Annotated in this window: 14 protein-coding genes and 1 tRNA gene; 1 reads left to right on the forward strand and 14 read right to left on the reverse strand. The window is 53.8% G+C overall.

All coding sequences use genetic code 11. The features are described from left to right. Positions 1–51 precede the first annotated feature (51 nt). Positions 52–139 (forward strand) — tRNA-Leu (locus HO274_RS03390). An 88-nt stretch (positions 140–227) separates the two neighbouring features. Here the strand turns inward: HO274_RS03390 and HO274_RS03395 are convergent. From HO274_RS03395 to exaC, 14 genes are all read right to left on the reverse strand, one after another. Next, on the reverse strand, positions 228–959 hold the full coding sequence (locus HO274_RS03395; protein WP_197456517.1) for a dienelactone hydrolase family protein: 732 nt from the start codon (positions 957–959) through the stop codon (positions 228–230). A gap of 115 nt (positions 960–1,074) precedes the next feature. Next, entirely contained in the window at positions 1,075–1,782 is a 708-nt protein-coding gene (locus tag HO274_RS03400; RefSeq protein WP_051862640.1) for a site-2 protease family protein, read from the reverse strand. A 170-nt stretch (positions 1,783–1,952) separates the two neighbouring features. Continuing rightward, positions 1,953–3,581 carry an NAD(P)-binding protein gene (locus HO274_RS03405; protein WP_420537388.1) on the reverse strand — a complete coding sequence of 543 codons (1,629 nt, stop codon included), beginning with the start codon at positions 3,579–3,581 and terminating at the stop codon, positions 1,953–1,955. Continuing rightward, positions 3,581–4,585, reverse strand: coding sequence for a thiamine pyrophosphate-dependent enzyme (locus HO274_RS03410; protein WP_273121505.1), 1,005 nt, complete (start codon positions 4,583–4,585; stop codon positions 3,581–3,583). The genes HO274_RS03405 and HO274_RS03410 overlap by 1 nt, the downstream gene beginning before the upstream one ends. 9 nt (positions 4,586–4,594) lie before the next feature. Continuing rightward, on the reverse strand, positions 4,595–5,848 hold the full coding sequence (porA, locus tag HO274_RS03415; RefSeq protein WP_273121506.1) for a hypothetical protein: 1,254 nt from the start codon (positions 5,846–5,848) through the stop codon (positions 4,595–4,597). After that, complete coding sequence (locus HO274_RS03420) at positions 5,841–6,425, reverse strand: 2-oxoacid:acceptor oxidoreductase family protein (protein ID WP_273121508.1); 585 nt, start codon at positions 6,423–6,425, stop codon at positions 5,841–5,843. The genes porA and HO274_RS03420 overlap by 8 nt, the downstream gene beginning before the upstream one ends. 53 nt (positions 6,426–6,478) lie before the next feature. Further along, positions 6,479–6,946: a hydrogenase maturation protease gene (locus tag HO274_RS03425; protein WP_273121509.1), complete on the reverse strand. Its 468-nt coding sequence runs from the start codon at positions 6,944–6,946 to the stop codon at positions 6,479–6,481. 5 nt (positions 6,947–6,951) lie between these two features. Next, complete coding sequence (locus HO274_RS03430; RefSeq protein ID WP_273121511.1) at positions 6,952–8,451, reverse strand: Ni/Fe hydrogenase subunit alpha; 1,500 nt, start codon at positions 8,449–8,451, stop codon at positions 6,952–6,954. Between the two features lie 12 nt (positions 8,452–8,463). After that, positions 8,464–9,000 carry an NADH-quinone oxidoreductase subunit B family protein gene (locus HO274_RS03435; RefSeq protein ID WP_273121513.1) on the reverse strand — a complete coding sequence of 179 codons (537 nt, stop codon included), beginning with the start codon at positions 8,998–9,000 and terminating at the stop codon, positions 8,464–8,466. Further along, positions 8,993–9,754 carry a 2Fe-2S iron-sulfur cluster-binding protein gene (locus HO274_RS03440; protein ID WP_273121515.1) on the reverse strand — a complete coding sequence of 254 codons (762 nt, stop codon included), beginning with the start codon at positions 9,752–9,754 and terminating at the stop codon, positions 8,993–8,995. The genes HO274_RS03435 and HO274_RS03440 overlap by 8 nt, the downstream gene beginning before the upstream one ends. 1 nt (position 9,755) lies before the next feature. Next, positions 9,756–11,564: an NADH-ubiquinone oxidoreductase-F iron-sulfur binding region domain-containing protein gene (locus tag HO274_RS03445; RefSeq protein WP_273121518.1), complete on the reverse strand. Its 1,809-nt coding sequence runs from the start codon at positions 11,562–11,564 to the stop codon at positions 9,756–9,758. 181 nt (positions 11,565–11,745) lie between these two features. Further along, a complete protein-coding gene (ppsA, locus tag HO274_RS03450; protein ID WP_273121520.1) occupies positions 11,746–14,175 on the reverse strand; it encodes a phosphoenolpyruvate synthase in 2,430 nt (809 codons plus the stop codon). 46 nt (positions 14,176–14,221) lie between these two features. Continuing rightward, positions 14,222–15,187 carry a bifunctional enoyl-CoA hydratase/phosphate acetyltransferase gene (locus HO274_RS03455; RefSeq protein WP_273121521.1) on the reverse strand — a complete coding sequence of 322 codons (966 nt, stop codon included), beginning with the start codon at positions 15,185–15,187 and terminating at the stop codon, positions 14,222–14,224. 172 nt (positions 15,188–15,359) lie between these two features. Continuing rightward, the gene (gene exaC / locus HO274_RS03460; RefSeq protein ID WP_273121524.1) at positions 15,360–16,880 is read right to left on the reverse strand and encodes an acetaldehyde dehydrogenase ExaC; all 1,521 of its coding nucleotides are present in this window, start codon (positions 16,878–16,880) and stop codon (positions 15,360–15,362) included. Between the last annotated feature and the right edge of the window lie 22 nt (positions 16,881–16,902).

The raw sequence follows: 16,902 nt of genomic DNA on the forward strand, positions 1-16,902 counted from the left end.
CGCCGCAGCCACACGCAAGTTCCGCGCTGTAATCTGTTAGAATACGGCGTCGCCCGGATGGTGAAACTGGTAGACACAAGGGACTTAAAATCCCTCGGCCATTGCGGCTGTGCCGGTTCGATTCCGGCTCCGGGCACCATCAAGCAGTCCAAAGACCTCCAAAAAATAAAAATGGTCTAATAATTTCAAATAATTACTGATACCACAAACTCGGTTGAAAATTCTTCTTAAAGATGCTTTTTCAAAAACTCCATAGTTCTTATCCAAGCAAGTTCTGCAGATTTTGCATCGTGCTTTAAATAGGCGAGATTTTTGGAGTCAGCCTCTTCATTGGCAAAGGCATGCTTTGCGTTGTAGCGGAAAAACTCAAAGGGGACTGAAGAATCCGTTAATTTTTTCTCTAACGCATCAACCCCACCTATAGTGAATACATCGTCAAGGGTAGCCCAGTGCCCCATGATGGGTACGCTAATCTTGGTGGCATCAACATATTCCAAGGGTGGATAGCCATACCAAATTACCGCAGCATCCAACTCCGGCACAAAAACACTTGAAAGAAGAGTTAACGCCCCCCCCATACAAAATCCAGTGATGCCGACTTTTTGGATTCCAAGACTCTTCAAATATTGAACCGCGCCGCGAACATCCTGACTGGCCGCATCAGCAAAATCAAGCCCATTCATTAAATGATTGGCTTCATTTTCTTCCAAAGCCAATTTGCCGCGATATAAATCAGGCACTAACGCTTGGTAACCTGCCCCTGCCAATCTATCAGCAACAGATTTGATTTGATCATTCAGACCCCACCACTCCTGAATAACTACGATTGCCGGGGCATTTTCAGACCCCTTGGGTTTGACCAGATAAGCACTGGCAGTCTGACCATCTGGTCTTTTATAACTGATCATTGAGCCCATTAAATTCCCTTGAATTGGTTTGCTTTGAACTTGTCCGAACATCTATAGCCTGATCATGAATGGCTGAACTTTTTAATGATATATTGTCGATCAATTTTCCAGTTCCCGCAATCAGAAAAGCGCTTGACCGGCACTTTTGGGCACAAGGCTACCTGCCCTAAGATGAGGGAATATGGGTTGTCGCCGCGTTCTTGAGAAACCAGCCCAGGAAGATAATCCACAAACCTCCCGGAATGTCTCCGGAGAATATTTTCCAGAAACCAATCAATATGAAAACAAAAGCAAATCCCTGTCCAACTTTTGCGGCAATGAAGGTAGCCCGTGGCAGATCTCCCGTTATGGCCCAAACCATGGCTCGAAATACCCGTCCACCATCAAGAGGGTATCCTGGAATGAGATTGAATAGCCCCAGGGCCAGATTGATGTAGGCCAGATATTTGAACAGGGCAAGCAAGGGGGGGTTGTCTGAAAACACGCGCAGAAGTTCATTGCATACGAAAGCCAGGAAAAAACTCACTAATGGGCCTGCGACGGCTATCAAAAACTCCGCGCCTGCATTGGGTGACTCTCCCTCTATCTGGGCGACCCCGCCAAACATGAACAGCGTGATGCTGCGTACCTGAATTTTGTACCACAGGGCCACGACAGAATGTCCGATTTCGTGCAGAAGAATGCTCGCAAAATAGAACAAGGCAGTCACTCCCGCCATGACCCAATACATTACCGGTGACCAATTGAAAAATTCGGCGGGGTAATAATCATCTGCCAGCATCCATGTGAGCAGGCCAAAAATTAAAAACCAGGATGAATCCAAGCCCACCGGAATTCCAAAAACTCTTCCCAGGAAGTACTGTTTGCGAGCCACTTACTGAAAAACCCGAATAATCTGCTCATCAATCACTAACACCTGATCTTCTTCGTCTGCGATTCTCATCTCAATTCCGTGTCTCCGCGCATTTAAAGCCAACATAACCCGCACCGATGACGGCCATGAGAGCCAGGATTGTCGAACCAAACTCTGGTGTCCGAAGAAGATCATTGAGCATCCTCCGGAACCATTTTGATCGCCCCGCAAGGGCACTCGGCAACACAGATTCCGCAGCCCTTGCAATAGTCATAGTTGATCTGAAAACGCTTGCCGTGACCCAGCTTGATCACCGCATTGTCGGGACATACACCATAGCAGTTATCGCACTCGAAACAGTTGCCGCAGGATAGGCAGCGACGCGCCTCGAACAAGGCATTGTTCTCGTTTAGACCGCCCTGCACTTCCTCGAAACCGGACTGGCGGCGTATAGCATCCAGCACCGGGCGCATGATTTTAGGGGCATCGGAGTAATACCATGGGTTGAGCATATTGAAAATCACCGGCTCGTGTTTGGCAGCGGGCACGTAAGTTCTGTCGCGCAACCAGGCGTCAATGTGACGCGCGGCCTTTTTTCCATGCCCGACCCCCGTTGTCACGGTGCGCTCCGATGGCACCATGTCGCCTCCAGCGAAAATTCCCGGATGCCCGGTCATCATGTTGCTGCCGATCTGAACTGTGCCATCCTTAATCTCTAGGCCAGCCACACTTTGCAGTAGAGACAGATCGACATCCTGCCCGAGCGCCAGCACCAGAGAATCCGCCTCCATGGTTTCGAATTCTCCCGTAGGTTGCGGATAACCTTTTTCGTCCAGCACCATTTTCTCAATGGCAAGGTTATGCTCGCCCACAGATATAATCGTGGAAAGCCATTTGATCATCACGCCTTCCTGCAGCGCTTCTTCCACCTCGAAATCGTGCGCAGGCATCTTCTCGCGGGTACGGCGATAGACGATAATGGTTTCAGTCGCTCCCAAGCGCTTGGCGGTGCGTGCCACATCGATTGCAGTATTGCCTCCACCATAAACCACCACACGGCGGCCCAGCATCGGTTTGTCCTCACCTTCCATGCTGCGCAACACGGAAACCGCATCCATGATATGTGCCGCGTCGCCTACCGGAATGAAAGCACGCTTGCCAATGTGTGCGCCAACCGCGAGAAATGCCGCGTCAAAATTACCTGCGCGCATGCTGTCCTCGATATTCATCACTTTGGTATTGAGTTTGAGCATCACACCGAAATCGAGTATACGCGCTACCTCGGCATCCAGCACTTGGCGAGGCAGACGATATTTTGGGATACCAAAGCGCATCATGCCGCCGGACAGCGGACCAGCTTCGTGTATTTCCACGCTGTGTCCGAGACGCGCAAGATGGTAGGCAGCAGACAGTCCGGATGGGCCAGCACCCACTACCAGCACTTTCTTGCCGGATGTTGCGGCGGGCTTATGGAATTTCCAGCCGTGCCTGATCGCTTCATCGCCGAGAAAGCGTTCGACCGAATTGATGCCGACTGCACTGTCCAGATGACCGCGATTGCATACATCTTCGCAAGGGTGATAACAAACTCGCCCCATGATCGCTGGCAGCGGATTGTCCAAGGTCAGCACACGCCAAGCTTGTTCATAGTCTCCCGATTCGGCATGAAACAACCAGCCCTGGATATTTTCTCCTGCGGGACACCCCGCGTTGCACGGAGGCAACCGATCCAAATAAACCGGTTTCATGGTGCGCCATGATCCAGTGTGATTGGCCAGCGAGGAACCGGGATCCAGAGTGATGGCAAATGGTTTATCCATCATGATATCTCCTGTTGTTGCACCAACCCGTATTTGCGGATGTTGCGATCGGCGCGCTCCTGTATGCGCGCGATGACATCCAGTTCGGGTTTGGTACCGAACAAATGGGCAAAGCGTTTTTGTGGTTTCAGGTATTCCTCGACAGGTAATTGCTTGCGTATCGGCAACGTGCTGACTTGCAAGCCATACTCGGATTCAAATATCGGAAACAAGCCGGTTTCATGCGCCAGTCGCGCGATGCGAATGGTGTCGTGCGAAGCTATACCCCAACCCAGGGGACACGGTACGAGGATGTGGATGTAGCGCGCGCCGCGAAATTCCATTGCGCGTTTCACTTTGGCTTCGAGGTCATGCAGATCGGCTACTGTAGCTGTCGCTACATAAGGTATCTCGTGCGCCATCGCGATCGCGGGAACAAACTTGCCCTGCCCGAAAACATTGCCGGGATTCGGCCCCACGGGCATCGTGGTTGCAGTGCGTGCTGCGGGAGGCGTGGCAGACGAACGTTGCACACCGGTATTCATGTATGCCTCATTGTCGTAGCAGATATACAACACATCATCGTTGCGTTCAAACATGCCAGACAAGCAACCAAATCCAATGTCGGTGGTGCCACCGTCACCACCCTGCGCGACCACCCGAATTTCGTTGCGCCCTTTGACCTTCAAGGCTGCCGCAATGCCGGTGGCCACCGCTGCGGTGTTGCCAAACAAGGAATGCATCCAAGGCAATTGCCATGATGTTTCGGGATAGGGAGTGGTAAATACTTCCAGACAGCCAGTGGCATTCGCCGCGATCAGTTGCGAGTTGGTTGCCTCCATGGCCGCATCCAGTGCATAGCGCGCGCCCAAAGCCTCCCCGCATCCCTGGCAGGCACGGTGTCCCGAGTTGATGGCGTTGCTACGATTCCGATGCGACTGGACGCTACGGTCTTCGGGTTTCAGCAAGCGGTTGCCGACGGTGAAAGTACCGGTCTGGTAAAATTTGACAGGTTGGAATGGCATGTTATCTCCTCATGGGATTTTGGATGCAACGGTGCCGATATCGCGCAGAATATTTTCCGCCACAGGTCCGGAACGGCGCACACTGCGTTCCCGCGCCAACTGCTTATTGACCACATTCCAATCCAGGTCCAGAAAGGTCAGCGGTTCCAACAAGCCCTGTTCCACTTTGCGGAACAAATTGTGCAAGGACTTGCGCGTGATCGCACGACCACCCAACCCGGCCACCACAGTGTAGTTCGGCACGTTCAGCCCGGACATGGCTATGCGTACGTCGGTGGAGAGTATCCCACCGATGCCCACTGCCAAACTCTTTTCCAGCACCACCACACGTCGAGCCTTGTGCAACGCAGCGCGCACCGAGTGCAGTGGAAAGGGGCGAAAACTGGTGATCCCCAATACGCCGATTTGGTGACCGTCATCGCGCATCTCGTCGACGGTATCCTTGATGGTACCCAAAACCGAGCCCATCGACACCACGATGGTCTCGGCATCCTCGGCACGATAGGTGTGCATTAGGCCACCAGTATCGCGCCCAAATACCTGTTTGAATTCGGCTGCCAGTTGCGGAATACGCTCCAGTGCCTGCATATGCTTGGCATGAGCCAGGTAGCGCACTTCCATGAAAGCTTCCGGCCCGACCATCGCACCAATGGAAACCGGTTCACGCGGATCCAGCGACTGACGAGGTTCGTAAGACGGCAAATAGGCATCAACCTGTTGCTGCGTCGGCAGGTCCACCTGTTCGTAGGCATGGGTGAGTATGAAACCATCCATGCACACCATCACCGGTAGAGATAATTCCTCAGCCAGTCTGAAAGCTTGAATGTGCAGGTCCAGCGCCTCCTGATTGGTCTCTGCAAACCACTGCATCCACCCGGAATCGCGCTGTGACATAGCATCAGAATAGTCGTTCAAAATATTGATCGGTGCCCCGATGGCACGGTTTGCCACTGTCATCACAATGGGCAGACCGAGACCGGATGCGTTGTAGATCGCCTCCGACATGAATAGCACGCCCTGGCTGGCGGTGGCCGTATAGGCGCGCGCACCGGTGGCGGATGCACCGATCGAGACCGACATCGCGGCAAATTCACTCTCCACATTGATGAACTCGCATCCGGTCAATTTGCCGCTCTTTACCATTTCCCCGAGCGCCTCGACAATGTGTGTCTGGGGCGTGATGGGATAGGCACAGACCACCTCGGGGCGGCACATGGCAATAGTTTCGGCTACGGCGCGGGAACCTTCGATTTGCTTAAGCATCTGTGGTAACCTCCAAGGCACGGGCTTTGATCCGGTTGTAGGCTTCAGTAGCTGCGGCGATGTTGCCATCCGCAACCTTGCCGGAAAATTTTTCGGAAATGGCCTTGATCACCGACTCCAGGCGTACCAACCCGGAGAGTGCGGCAAAACCAGCGATCAATGGCACATTGGGTATCGGACGGCCGATATGCTTAAGTGCGATTTCAGTAGCCGATAACGTACATAGCCGTTCGGGTGAACTGCTGCCAGCCAGTTCACTTAATCCCAGCTCTTCGAAACTGCGACCCGTGTTGAGCAGGATATATCCATCCTTCTTCAGCCCGTCAAATACATCAACCTGATGCAGCAGCGTAATATCCTGGATGATGAGGGCATCCGGTTCCATGACCGGTTCGCGCAGACGAATCTCCCGGTCTGCAATGCGACAAAATGACACCACCGGCGCACCCATACGCTCCGAACCGAAACTGGGAAAGGCTTGGGCATTGCGTCCCTCGACAAAGGCCGAAATCGAAAATATTTCTGCCGCCGTCACGACGCCCTGACCTCCTCGACCATGTATACGTAGTTCAAACATATCCGACCCCTCTTTTGGCCTCGTTGTTCCAATCTTACTTCTTTGCCATGCTATTACCAAATAGCCCCGCCAGACTGACAGCCTGATGTCGTGCATAATTGGGTCACCAACTTCATTGCCTCATCCAGATTGGTAGAGGCCTTCTCGGTTAATTTTTCGCCCAATTCAAAATCGTAGCCTCGAATGCGCAGCAAAAACGCAGGGGGCGCCTGTTTTCGATACACCTGTCGGTAAGCGTACAACAGGGCGGTGGGGGTCATCGCATGGCTGGTGTAACTGTCATCCTTCACCGCGCCAATTTCAGAAAAGTCGAAGGGCTCAGCACAAGAAATATCGGCATCGATGAACAATACCTGCCCGCACTCGGCCAGATCGGTAACATGCTCGACCTGCAATTGCATGTCATTCTGGCACTCGACATGGGCAAGCCGTAATTTCGCGATTCGCCCAATCAACTCAGGACCAAGCGCATCGTCTCCGCGCCCGGGATTGCCATATCCGAAAATCAGCATGTTAATCATGGCGTTCAGAACATTCCTTCGATCGAGCCATTGCCGCCCTTGGTCATCCAGTCCAGCAACACACCCTCCGCGTCGAGCAATTCAACCTGCAACGGCATCTTGCCCAGCGCGTGAGTGGCGCAGGATAAACAGGGGTCATAGGCGCGCACGGCGACTTCCAGATGGTTGAGCAAACCTTCGGTGATCTCGTGACCCTCGAGGTATTGATTAGCAACTGAACGCACCGATTCATTCATCGCCTGATTGTTGCCTGTGGTCGAAACGATCAGGTTAGCCTTTTCTATCAACCCCTGTTCGTCGATCTGATAGTGATGGAACAGCGTACCACGCGGCGCCTCGATCACACCGATACCAGTGCTGCGTTTTTCCCCCATTTCCGCTACCAGATCAGTGCCGGTAATTTCCGGATCACGCAGCAACTGGTTGATGGATTCGGCGCAATGCAAGGCTTCAATCATGCGCGCCCAGTGATAGGCGAGCGTGTCATGCACGAAACCGCCATGACCAAATTCCTTGAAACGCTTGCGCGATGCTTCTGCCAAAGGGGTGGAAATAAAATCACAGTTGTTCACCCGCGCCAGCGGGCCGACGCGATACCAACCCTGTTGCTTGCCCAACTCAACCAGATATGGGAACTTCATGTAACTCCATGACCGCACTTCTTCCCGTATGATCTGCTGATACCCTCGATAATCGAACTGATCGAAAATATTCGCACCGCTTGGAAAACTTGCGCGCAATCCACCGTGATAGAGTTCCAATTCTCCGCTGCTGCCGATCATGCTCAGGAAGTTGCTACGGATAGCAGCGTAGCCGTGGTGCTCGGGGTGTGCGGTATGTATCTGCTCGTTCAGCGCCACCGCATCCTGGCACCATATCAGAATGTCATCGATACCGACCAGCAGGGTGTCGCGCTCGGCAAGGGTAAGCGGCTTGTTCATGCCGCCCGGCACAGTAGCCGTACCATGAATACGCTTGCCGGCAATCGCTGCGATGATTTGCTGTCCATACTTGCGCAACTTCACACCTTTCAGCCCGAGTTCCGGATATTTGTCCAGCACGCCAACGATGTTGCGTTTCGCCGGATCGCTGCCGAATCCGAACAGCAGATCGGGCGACGACAGGTGAAAAAAATGCAGTGCGTGTGATTGCAGGATCTGACCGAAATGCAGCAAACGACGCAGTTTTTCTGCCGTGGGCATGAGACGCTCGACGCCCACCAACTGATCCACCGCCTTGGCTGCAGCCAATTGATGACTTACCGGGCAGATTCCGCACAGGCGTTGCACTAAGAATGGTATTTCCCAGTAGGGACGCCCCTGAATGAATTTTTCGAAACCACGGAATTCCACGATGTGCAGGCGCGCTTCATGGATGTGATTCGCCGCATCGAGCATCAGCGTGATCTTGCCGTGCCCTTCGACCCGCGAGATGGGATCGATGGCGACGCGCCTCAGGCTGGGCTGGTGGATTTTGCCGGATGGAACTGTCGCATTCTCTTTCATGGCGGGATATCTTTAATCGTAATGCAGCAATCTTTTTGGAAGCACAGGTTCCCGACCTTCCAGCAGATCGCCGAGTACGCTCATAAACTCCTCTGGTGACGGCGGGCAACCCGGCAGGTAGTAATCCACCCGCACCACTTCATGAATGGGATGCACTTTGTCGAGCAGCAGCGGCAGTTCCGCATCATCGGGAATCTGCGGGTTCTCCACGCCGATCCCGTTCAGATAGGACTCTTCGAGGCATGCACGCAGATCGAAATGGTTGCGCATCGCCGGGACGCCACCATTGATGGCACAGGCACCGACTGCGATCAATACCCTGCAATTGGCGCGAAACTCACGCAGTACATGCACATTGTCCCCATTGCACAATCCGCCCTCTACCATACCGATGTCGCAAGGTCCGCAATGCTTGATGTCGTTCAGCGGCGAGCGATCGAACTCCACATGCTCAAGAAATTCCACCAGCCGTTCATCCATGTCGAGAAAGGACATATGGCAGCCAAAACAACCGGCGAGCGAAGTCGTGGCGATCCTGAACTTACTCATTAGTATGCCTCGCCTTGGCCTGGATCACTTTTTCAAGACCGATTTCTCCGACTTGATGCAGGTCGAAGGTACGCCGCCCAATCGGTATTTCATAGCCGTGCTCCTTGATCAGGATCGCACCAACCGGACAAATGTGTGCAGCCATGTCGCTGGTTTCAAGATCACTGTCGGCCAACTTTCCGCTGGGCGAATTCACAACCAGATGCGCAGTGACGCCGCGCCCGGCGATGGCGAACACGTTTTTGCCGTCCACTTCACGGCTGGCGCGCACGCACAACTCGCAGAGTATGCAGCGGTCGCGATCCAGCATCACGGTCAAATGCGAGGCATCCACTTCGCGGCGCTGAAAGAACTGTGGGAAATGTCCATCCAGCATACCCAGAAAATAGGCCATTGCCTGTAGCGTGCAGTTACCGGTCTTTTCGCAGGATGGACACAGATGATTGCCTTCGATGAATAACAGTTGCGTGATGGTTTTGCGCGCCTCATTCAGAACAGGCGTATTGTTGCTGACCTGTTGACCGGCCACGGCGGGTGTGGTGCAGGACGACATGCACTTATTACCGATATCGACCATGCACAACTTGCAACTGCCGTGCGGCGTAAGTCCGGGGTGATGACACAAATGGGGTATATAGATACCGGCGGCAAGTGCCGCATCCATGATGGTCTGCCCGTCTTTGAACGGGATCTCGACGCCATCCATATCAAAGGTATTCGAGTTGAACGCATACCGGTTTTCTTCGGCGCCCATGTCATCCTCCCGCTATCTCAAGATGGGCGGTCGCATCATTGCGATGCGTGAGTTGTCGTGCCTCTTCCAGCGCCGCGTCCAGATCGAAGCAGGGTTCATAATCATTGTGCGCCAAACGCTGCTCGAACAGATGCGGAAAATGATGTAAACAGTCCAAGACGGAATTTGCAGCCGTCTGCCCCAATCCGCAATGCGAACTGCGTTTGATCAGGGTGACCAAACGTTTCATTTCATCCACGTCATACTGCGTGCCATGACCACCGGCGATCTTGTCGAGTCCGTTTTTGAGTAGCGTCGTGCCCACCCGGCAAGGCGTACAGAAGCCACAGCTTTCATGGGCAAAAAAATGGGCGAAGTTCACCAGGATCGCCAGCAGGTCGCGCTCCTGGCCGAACACCATGAATGAGCCGCCAGTGGGCAAATCCTCGAAGCCCAGTTTGCGTTCGAATTGCGCGCTGCCGATCAGCGTTCCGGAAGGACCACCGACCTGTACTGCCTGAACATCTCCCGCACCGCAATCGTCCAGTACTTGCCGGATGCTCACACCGAAGGAATATTCGTAAATTCCGGGAACTGAACAGTCGCCACTCACACTCAGAATTTTGCTGCCCGTCGATTTTTCCGTGCCCGCTGCCCTGAACCATGCGCTGCTGTGCAAAGAAATCTGAGCGGCAGCGGCAAATGTTTCGACATTATTGACAACGGTGGGCTGACCGAGATAACCGTGCGTCACCGGAAAAGGCGGACGATTGCGCGGCACACCACGCCTTCCTTCCAGTGATTCGATCAACGCGGATTCTTCACCGCAAATGTAAGCACCTGCCCCAACGACGATCTCGATGTCAAAATCGAACCTGCGCTGGCCAAGAATATGGTTACCCAGCAAACCCAATTGCCGCCTATGCGTCAGTATGGCTTGCAATTGCGGCAGCAGATAGCGATATTCGCCGCGCAAATAGAGAAATCCCTGTTTTGCACCGATCACGGCAGCACATAGGGTCATTCCTTCGAACACCGCATCGGCGTGGCTATGCAACAGCACACGATCCTTGAATGTGCCAGGTTCCCCTTCATCGGCATTGCAAAGCACGTAATGCGCAGTTCCCTGGGCCTCGCGGCAAAGTTTCCATTTGATGCCGGTACTGAATCCTGCGCCACCCCGTCCGCGTAGCCCTGACTGGATGATTTCAGACAGTGTGGCATCAAAGCCACGGACCAACGCCGCACGAATACCCGCACCCGCAGCAAAATCATTCTTGAGCAACACCTCCGCACGGCGGATATTGTCCTCAACACAAAACCATTCGGCGGGCCAGTCCGAAAGCGCTGTTTCCATTTCAACCAGTTCAGCCACACGCATGATCTTCCTGGAATCCAGACCGGTGATCGGCATTCCGTTAACCAGCAAGGCAGCACCATGATCACACATGCCGATGCAGGATGTTTCATCTATGCTGATCAAACCATCGGCACGCGTCTTACCAGCAACCATATGCAGGCGATCACAGAGCAAGTGCAGCAGATTCTCGCCACCCCGCATGAACCCGCAACTGGTGCAATTGCTGAACAGGATGGTGTATTTTCCACGGGGTGATTTGGATAGAAATGAATAGAACTCGACCACAGATTCGACCTGGCTGACCGGCAGACCAAGATGTTCGGAAACTGCGCGCACGGTCTGGTCAGAGAGATGAAGAAGTTTTTGTTGTAGCGTATACAGGACATCCAGCAAGTGCCTGGATTGTGAACAAGCACTCGCAACAATTACATTCAACTTTTCAGTGCCCCCCGTTCCGCCCGTGGAATTCATGGTCGGTTCACTTTAGATGTCCCCACCCTTTCAATTTCAACGAATCTCTCCTCGCCGGGAGCAGCAGGTTGAACTTGATGAACCTGGAGTTGACGATGATCTGCCGACCCGCCAGTGGTTGAATTTCGAAGCAACCGGCAGAAAAATGTTCATGATTTTTCTCCAAGGCAGACCAGTTTCATTATTTGGAATTGCCTGACAAACGTTGTTCTACCTCCAGCACAAGCCGAGTGGTGGTGAGTATCGTATCCGGATTGAGGCTCATGGAGTCGATGCCGAGTTCCACCAGATATTCCGCCATCTCGGGATAGTCCGACGGTGCCTGTCCACACAAACCGGAATGGCGGCCATTGCGTTTTGCACCTTCCACCGCCATGCGAATCATCTCTTTCACGCCGGCATCACGTTCATCGAAATCGAAGGCAACGATCTCGGAATCGCGGTCCACACCCAGAGTCAACTGAGTCAGATCATTGGAACCGATGGAGAAACCGTCAAACAGTTTTGCGAAAGCGTCGATCAGGATGACGTTATTGGGTATTTCGCACATGACATAAACCTCCAGTCCGTTATCGCCACGCTTGAGGCCGTGCATGGCCATCGCTTCCAGCACCTTTTCGCCCTCTTGTACGCGACGACAAAAAGGAATCATCAACTTGACGTTGGTCAGTCCCATCTCGTCACGCACCCGTTTCATCGCCGCGCATTCCAGCGCAAATCCCTCGGCGTAGGCGGGGTGGGTATAACGGGAAGCGCCGCGAAAACCGATCATCGGATTCCCCTCCTCCGGCTCAAAAAATATCCCGCCCAACAAGGTGGCGTACTCGTTGCTCTTGAAATCGCTCATACGCACCACACAGGGTTTTGGATACACCGCTGCCGCAATCGTGGCGACACCTTCAGCAAGGGTCTTGACGAAAAAATCCACCGGGCTTTCATAAGCGGTACTGAGGGCGGCGATTTTCTCGCAGGTTGCTGAATCCAACTTCTCCGGATGTTTCAGTGCCATTGGGTGCACCTTGATGTATTCATTGATAATGAATTCCATGCGTGCCAGCCCGATGCCATCCAGAGGCAAGGAGGCAAGACTGAATGCCTGATCCGGATTACCCAAATTCATCATGATCTTGGTTTTGGGGTGTCCCAACTGGCTTAGATCAGTTTGCTGAATATCAAAACCCAGTATGCCGTCATAAACAGTTCCAGTTTCACCTTCGGCGCAACTGATCGTGATCGCCTGACCGTTTTTGATTACCTCATTCGTGTTTTCGGTTCCCACGATGGCTGGAATGCCAAGTTCCCGTGACACAATGGCAGCATGACAGGTACGGCCACCCCGGCTCGTCACGATCGCGGCGGCGATCTTCATCACAGGTTCCCAATCCGGTGTCGTGGTATCAGCAACCAGCACTTCCCCCGGTTGAAAATCCTCCAGATGTTTGACGTCGTTGATGATGCGCGCCTTCCCTGCACCAATCTTGGTGCCGACAGCCCTTCCTCGAAGAAGAACCGCAGACCTTTCCTTGAGATGATAAATCTCGAGGATGTTGCCTTTCCTTTGTGATGACACTGTTTCCGGTCGCGCCTGCACCATATACAATTGACCATCCAACCCGTCTTTTGCCCACTCCATGTCCATGGGCTTGTATGAACCGGCTTTGTTGGAATAGTGGTTTTCAACCTTGATGGCATAGTCGGTCAATACCATGACATCCGAATCGGTAATGCAATAGTGGCTTCTTTCTTCGCTGCTGGTGTCAATATTCTTGGTGTATTCCACCGCGATATTGCCAGTATTGAGTGTGTTGGTAAAAATCATCTTTTTTTCTTTGCTGCCCAAACGGCGTTTCAGGACAGCGCGATAACCCATGACAAAACTGGGCTTGTGCGCATAGAAACTGTCCGGGTCGATGGTGCCCTGAACGACATTTTCGCCGAGTCCTGGGGCAGCATTGATGAAGACAACGTCCTTGAAACCCGTTTCCGTGTCCAGCGAAAACATCACACCACTGGCCCCGATATCACTGCGCACCATTTTCATGACCACGACGGAGATATAGACCTTGTAGTAGTCAAAGTGGTTGTCGTATTTGTAGTGGATGGAACGGTCGGTAAAGTTGGAAGCCAGGCAGCGTTTGTAACCATCCAGAAGGGCATCGTCGCTCGCGATATTGAGGTAGGTGTCATTCTGCCCGGCAAAAGAGGCCTCCGGGGAATCCTCGGCCGTTGCAGAGGAACGCACCGCCAATGAAATTGTTTCGCCATACTCGCGCTTGAGTTGGGCATACCCTTGCAAAATTGCCGCCTGCAAATCATCAGGCAACTGGCAGCCGTATACAATCGCTCTGGCCTTTTCGCCACGCGCCTGCAAATCCCTGATGTTGTCGGGATCCAGTCCGTCCAACGCCGCATGCAATGGCTGCCAGGCGTTATTGTATTCAAGCACATAACAATATGCCTCCGCCGTGACGGCAAACCCGTTGGGAACCCGCACGCCTTCAGCCGTCAGATTCTGGTACATTTCTCCCAGCGAGGCATTCTTGCCGCCGACCAGCGGCACATCGTCAATGCCAATTTCGTTGAACCAGCGGATGTATGAGACCTTGTTCATGTTTTGCCCCTTGTATCAACCAGAAAATCCCCTGAACACCTGAATGTCATGGTTCATCTCCTGGAGTGGGTATAGCCATGACTGATACGCCATCACCGTCCCAATGCTGGTGCAACAACACGGCAATGGCGGCGGAGATCAGGCGGGCGGCGGGCGGATCAGAACGGGAAGTAAGCATCAGCGGCACTCTGGCACCGATCACGATACCTGCCAGAGTCGCTCCGGCGAGGTATTCCATACCTTTGGCAAGGATATTGCCGGCATCCAGGTCTGGTGCCAGCAAGATATCTGCCTCGCCGGCCACCGTGCTGTTGATCTGTTTGATCTTGGCTGCATCGCACGAAATAGCGTTGTCGAAGGCCAGTGGACCGTCCACCTCGGCATGGGTAATCTGGCCGCGCTGGGCCATCTTGCTAAGACAGGCGGCGTCCAGAGAAGAGGGAATGCTCGGTTTGACCAACTCTACCGCCGACAGCGCCGCTACTTTCGGCCTGTCCACACCCAGGATGCGCACCAGGTCGATGGCGTTTTGCAGGATCGCCGCCTTGGTGGCAAGATCCGGCACTATATTGATGGCAGCGTCTGTGATGAATAGAAGTTTGTGGTAACTGGGCAAATCAGCCACGAAGACATGGCTGACGCGCCGCGCCGTGCGCAGTTGACGCAACACTGGGCGCATCAACTCATCGGTGTGTATCCAGCCCTTCACCAGGGCTGCCGCCTTACCTTCCAGCACCAACTGCACGCCCGCTTCGGCCGCTTCTGTAGCCGATGCCCTATTGAGGATTGGAAAACGATCGACGGGGCAACCCAGTCGTCGGCACACGGCTTCGATCTGGGCCTGCGGGCCCAGTAGCACCGGTTCGATCAAACCATAATCGCTGGCTTCCAACACCCCGGCCAGTACATGCGCCTCCTGCGCATCCACTACCGCTACCGGCAAAGAAGGATGATGGCGTGCCCGCTCGAGAATCATGGCAAAGCGAGGCGACAAGGGTGCTGTTTCATTCATGGTACTTCATCCGGTTCGATGCACGCGCGGCCACTGCAGCAAGTACCCTCCCGAACTGGTCTGCCGGAGTGGCAATGCCTATGGTAAAGAATTTTTCAGTTCTGATCACTGGCATTCCCCCCCTAGAAAGTTACATCGTATCCATGACAAGCACGATCATTCCACTCAAAGATCAGAAGAAACTCAGTTTCCGCTCGGCGTAACTGACCAGCAGGTTCTTGGTTTGCTGGTAATGGTCAAGCATGATCTTGTGCGTTTCACGCCCGATGCCGGATTCCTTATAGCCTCCGAAGGCAGCATGGGCCGGGTAGGCATGGTAGCAGTTGGTCCATACGCGTCCAGCCTTGATGGCGCGACCCATGCGGTAGGCAACGTTTCCGTTACGGCTCCAGACGCCGGCGCCGAGGCCGTAGAGCGTGTCATTGGCCATCGCCAGGGCATCAGATTCGTCCTTGAAGGTCGTCACCGCCAGCACTGGGCCAAAGATTTCTTCCTGGAAGATGCGCATCTTGTTGTGTCCCTTGAACAAGGTTGGCTGGACGTAATAACCGCCGTCAAGGTCGCCACCAACGCTGGCTTGCGCACCACCGGCCAGCACTTGTGCACCTTCCTGCTTGCCAAGGTCAAGGTAGGTCAGAATTCTGGTCAGTTGTTCCTTTGATGCCTGGGCACCGATCATGGTATCGGTATCCAGGGGATTACCCTGTTTGATGCTCTTGACGCGAACCAGACAGCGTTCCATGAACTTGTCGTAGATCGATTCCTGGATCAGTGCGCGGGACGGACAGGTGCAAACCTCACCCTGATTGAAGGCGAACAGCACCAAACCTTCGATCGCCTTGTCGAGGAAGTTATCGTCCTTGTCCATCACGTCAGCGAAGAAAATATTGGGCGACTTGCCGCCGAGTTCCAGCGTCGCAGGGATCAGGTTGTTGGCAGCAGCCTGGGCGATGACGCGGCCGGTAGAAGTGGAACCGGTAAAGGCAATCTTGGCAATGCGCTTGCTGGTGGCCAGTGGCATGCCAGCTTCGCGGCCGTAGCCGTTGACGATATTGAGAACACCGGGGGGCACAATGTCGGCAATCAATTCAGCCAGGATCAGGATGCTGATCGGCGTCGACTCAGCTGGCTTCAGCACCACACAATTGCCTGCGCCAAGGGCGGGAGCCAATTTCCATGCGGCCATCAGAATCGGAAAATTCCAGGGAATGATCTGACCAACCACACCCAGCGGCTCATGATAGTGATAGGCCACCGTGTTTTCGTCGATGTCGCTCAACGTACCTTCCTGGGCGCGAACACAGCCAGCGAAATAACGGAAGTGATCAAGGGCGAGCGGAATGTCGGCATTCAGTGTCTCCCGGATAGGCTTACCATTGTCCACCGTCTCGACGTAGGCCAGTAGTTCAAGGTTGGCTTCCATACAGTCGGCGATTTTCAACAGAATGCGGGCACGCATGGCCGGAGCGGTCTTGCCCCACTTGTCCGCAGCGGAATGTGCAGCGTCAAGTGCCAGTTCGATGTCTTCAGCGCCGGAGCGGGCGACCTGAGTGTAGATCTTGCCGTTGATCGGAGTAATCACGTCAAAGTACTGGCCCTTGACGGGGGTGACCCACTTGCCACCGATAAAGTTGTCGTATTTGGCCTTGAACTGGACTTTGGCACCTGCGGCACCGGGTGCGGCGTAAATCATGGGGATCTTCTCCTGCAAGTTT

This window comes from Ferrovum myxofaciens, from assembly GCF_013181415.1.
In the GTDB taxonomy this organism is placed as follows: Bacteria; Pseudomonadota; Gammaproteobacteria; order Burkholderiales; family Ferrovaceae; genus Ferrovum; species Ferrovum myxofaciens.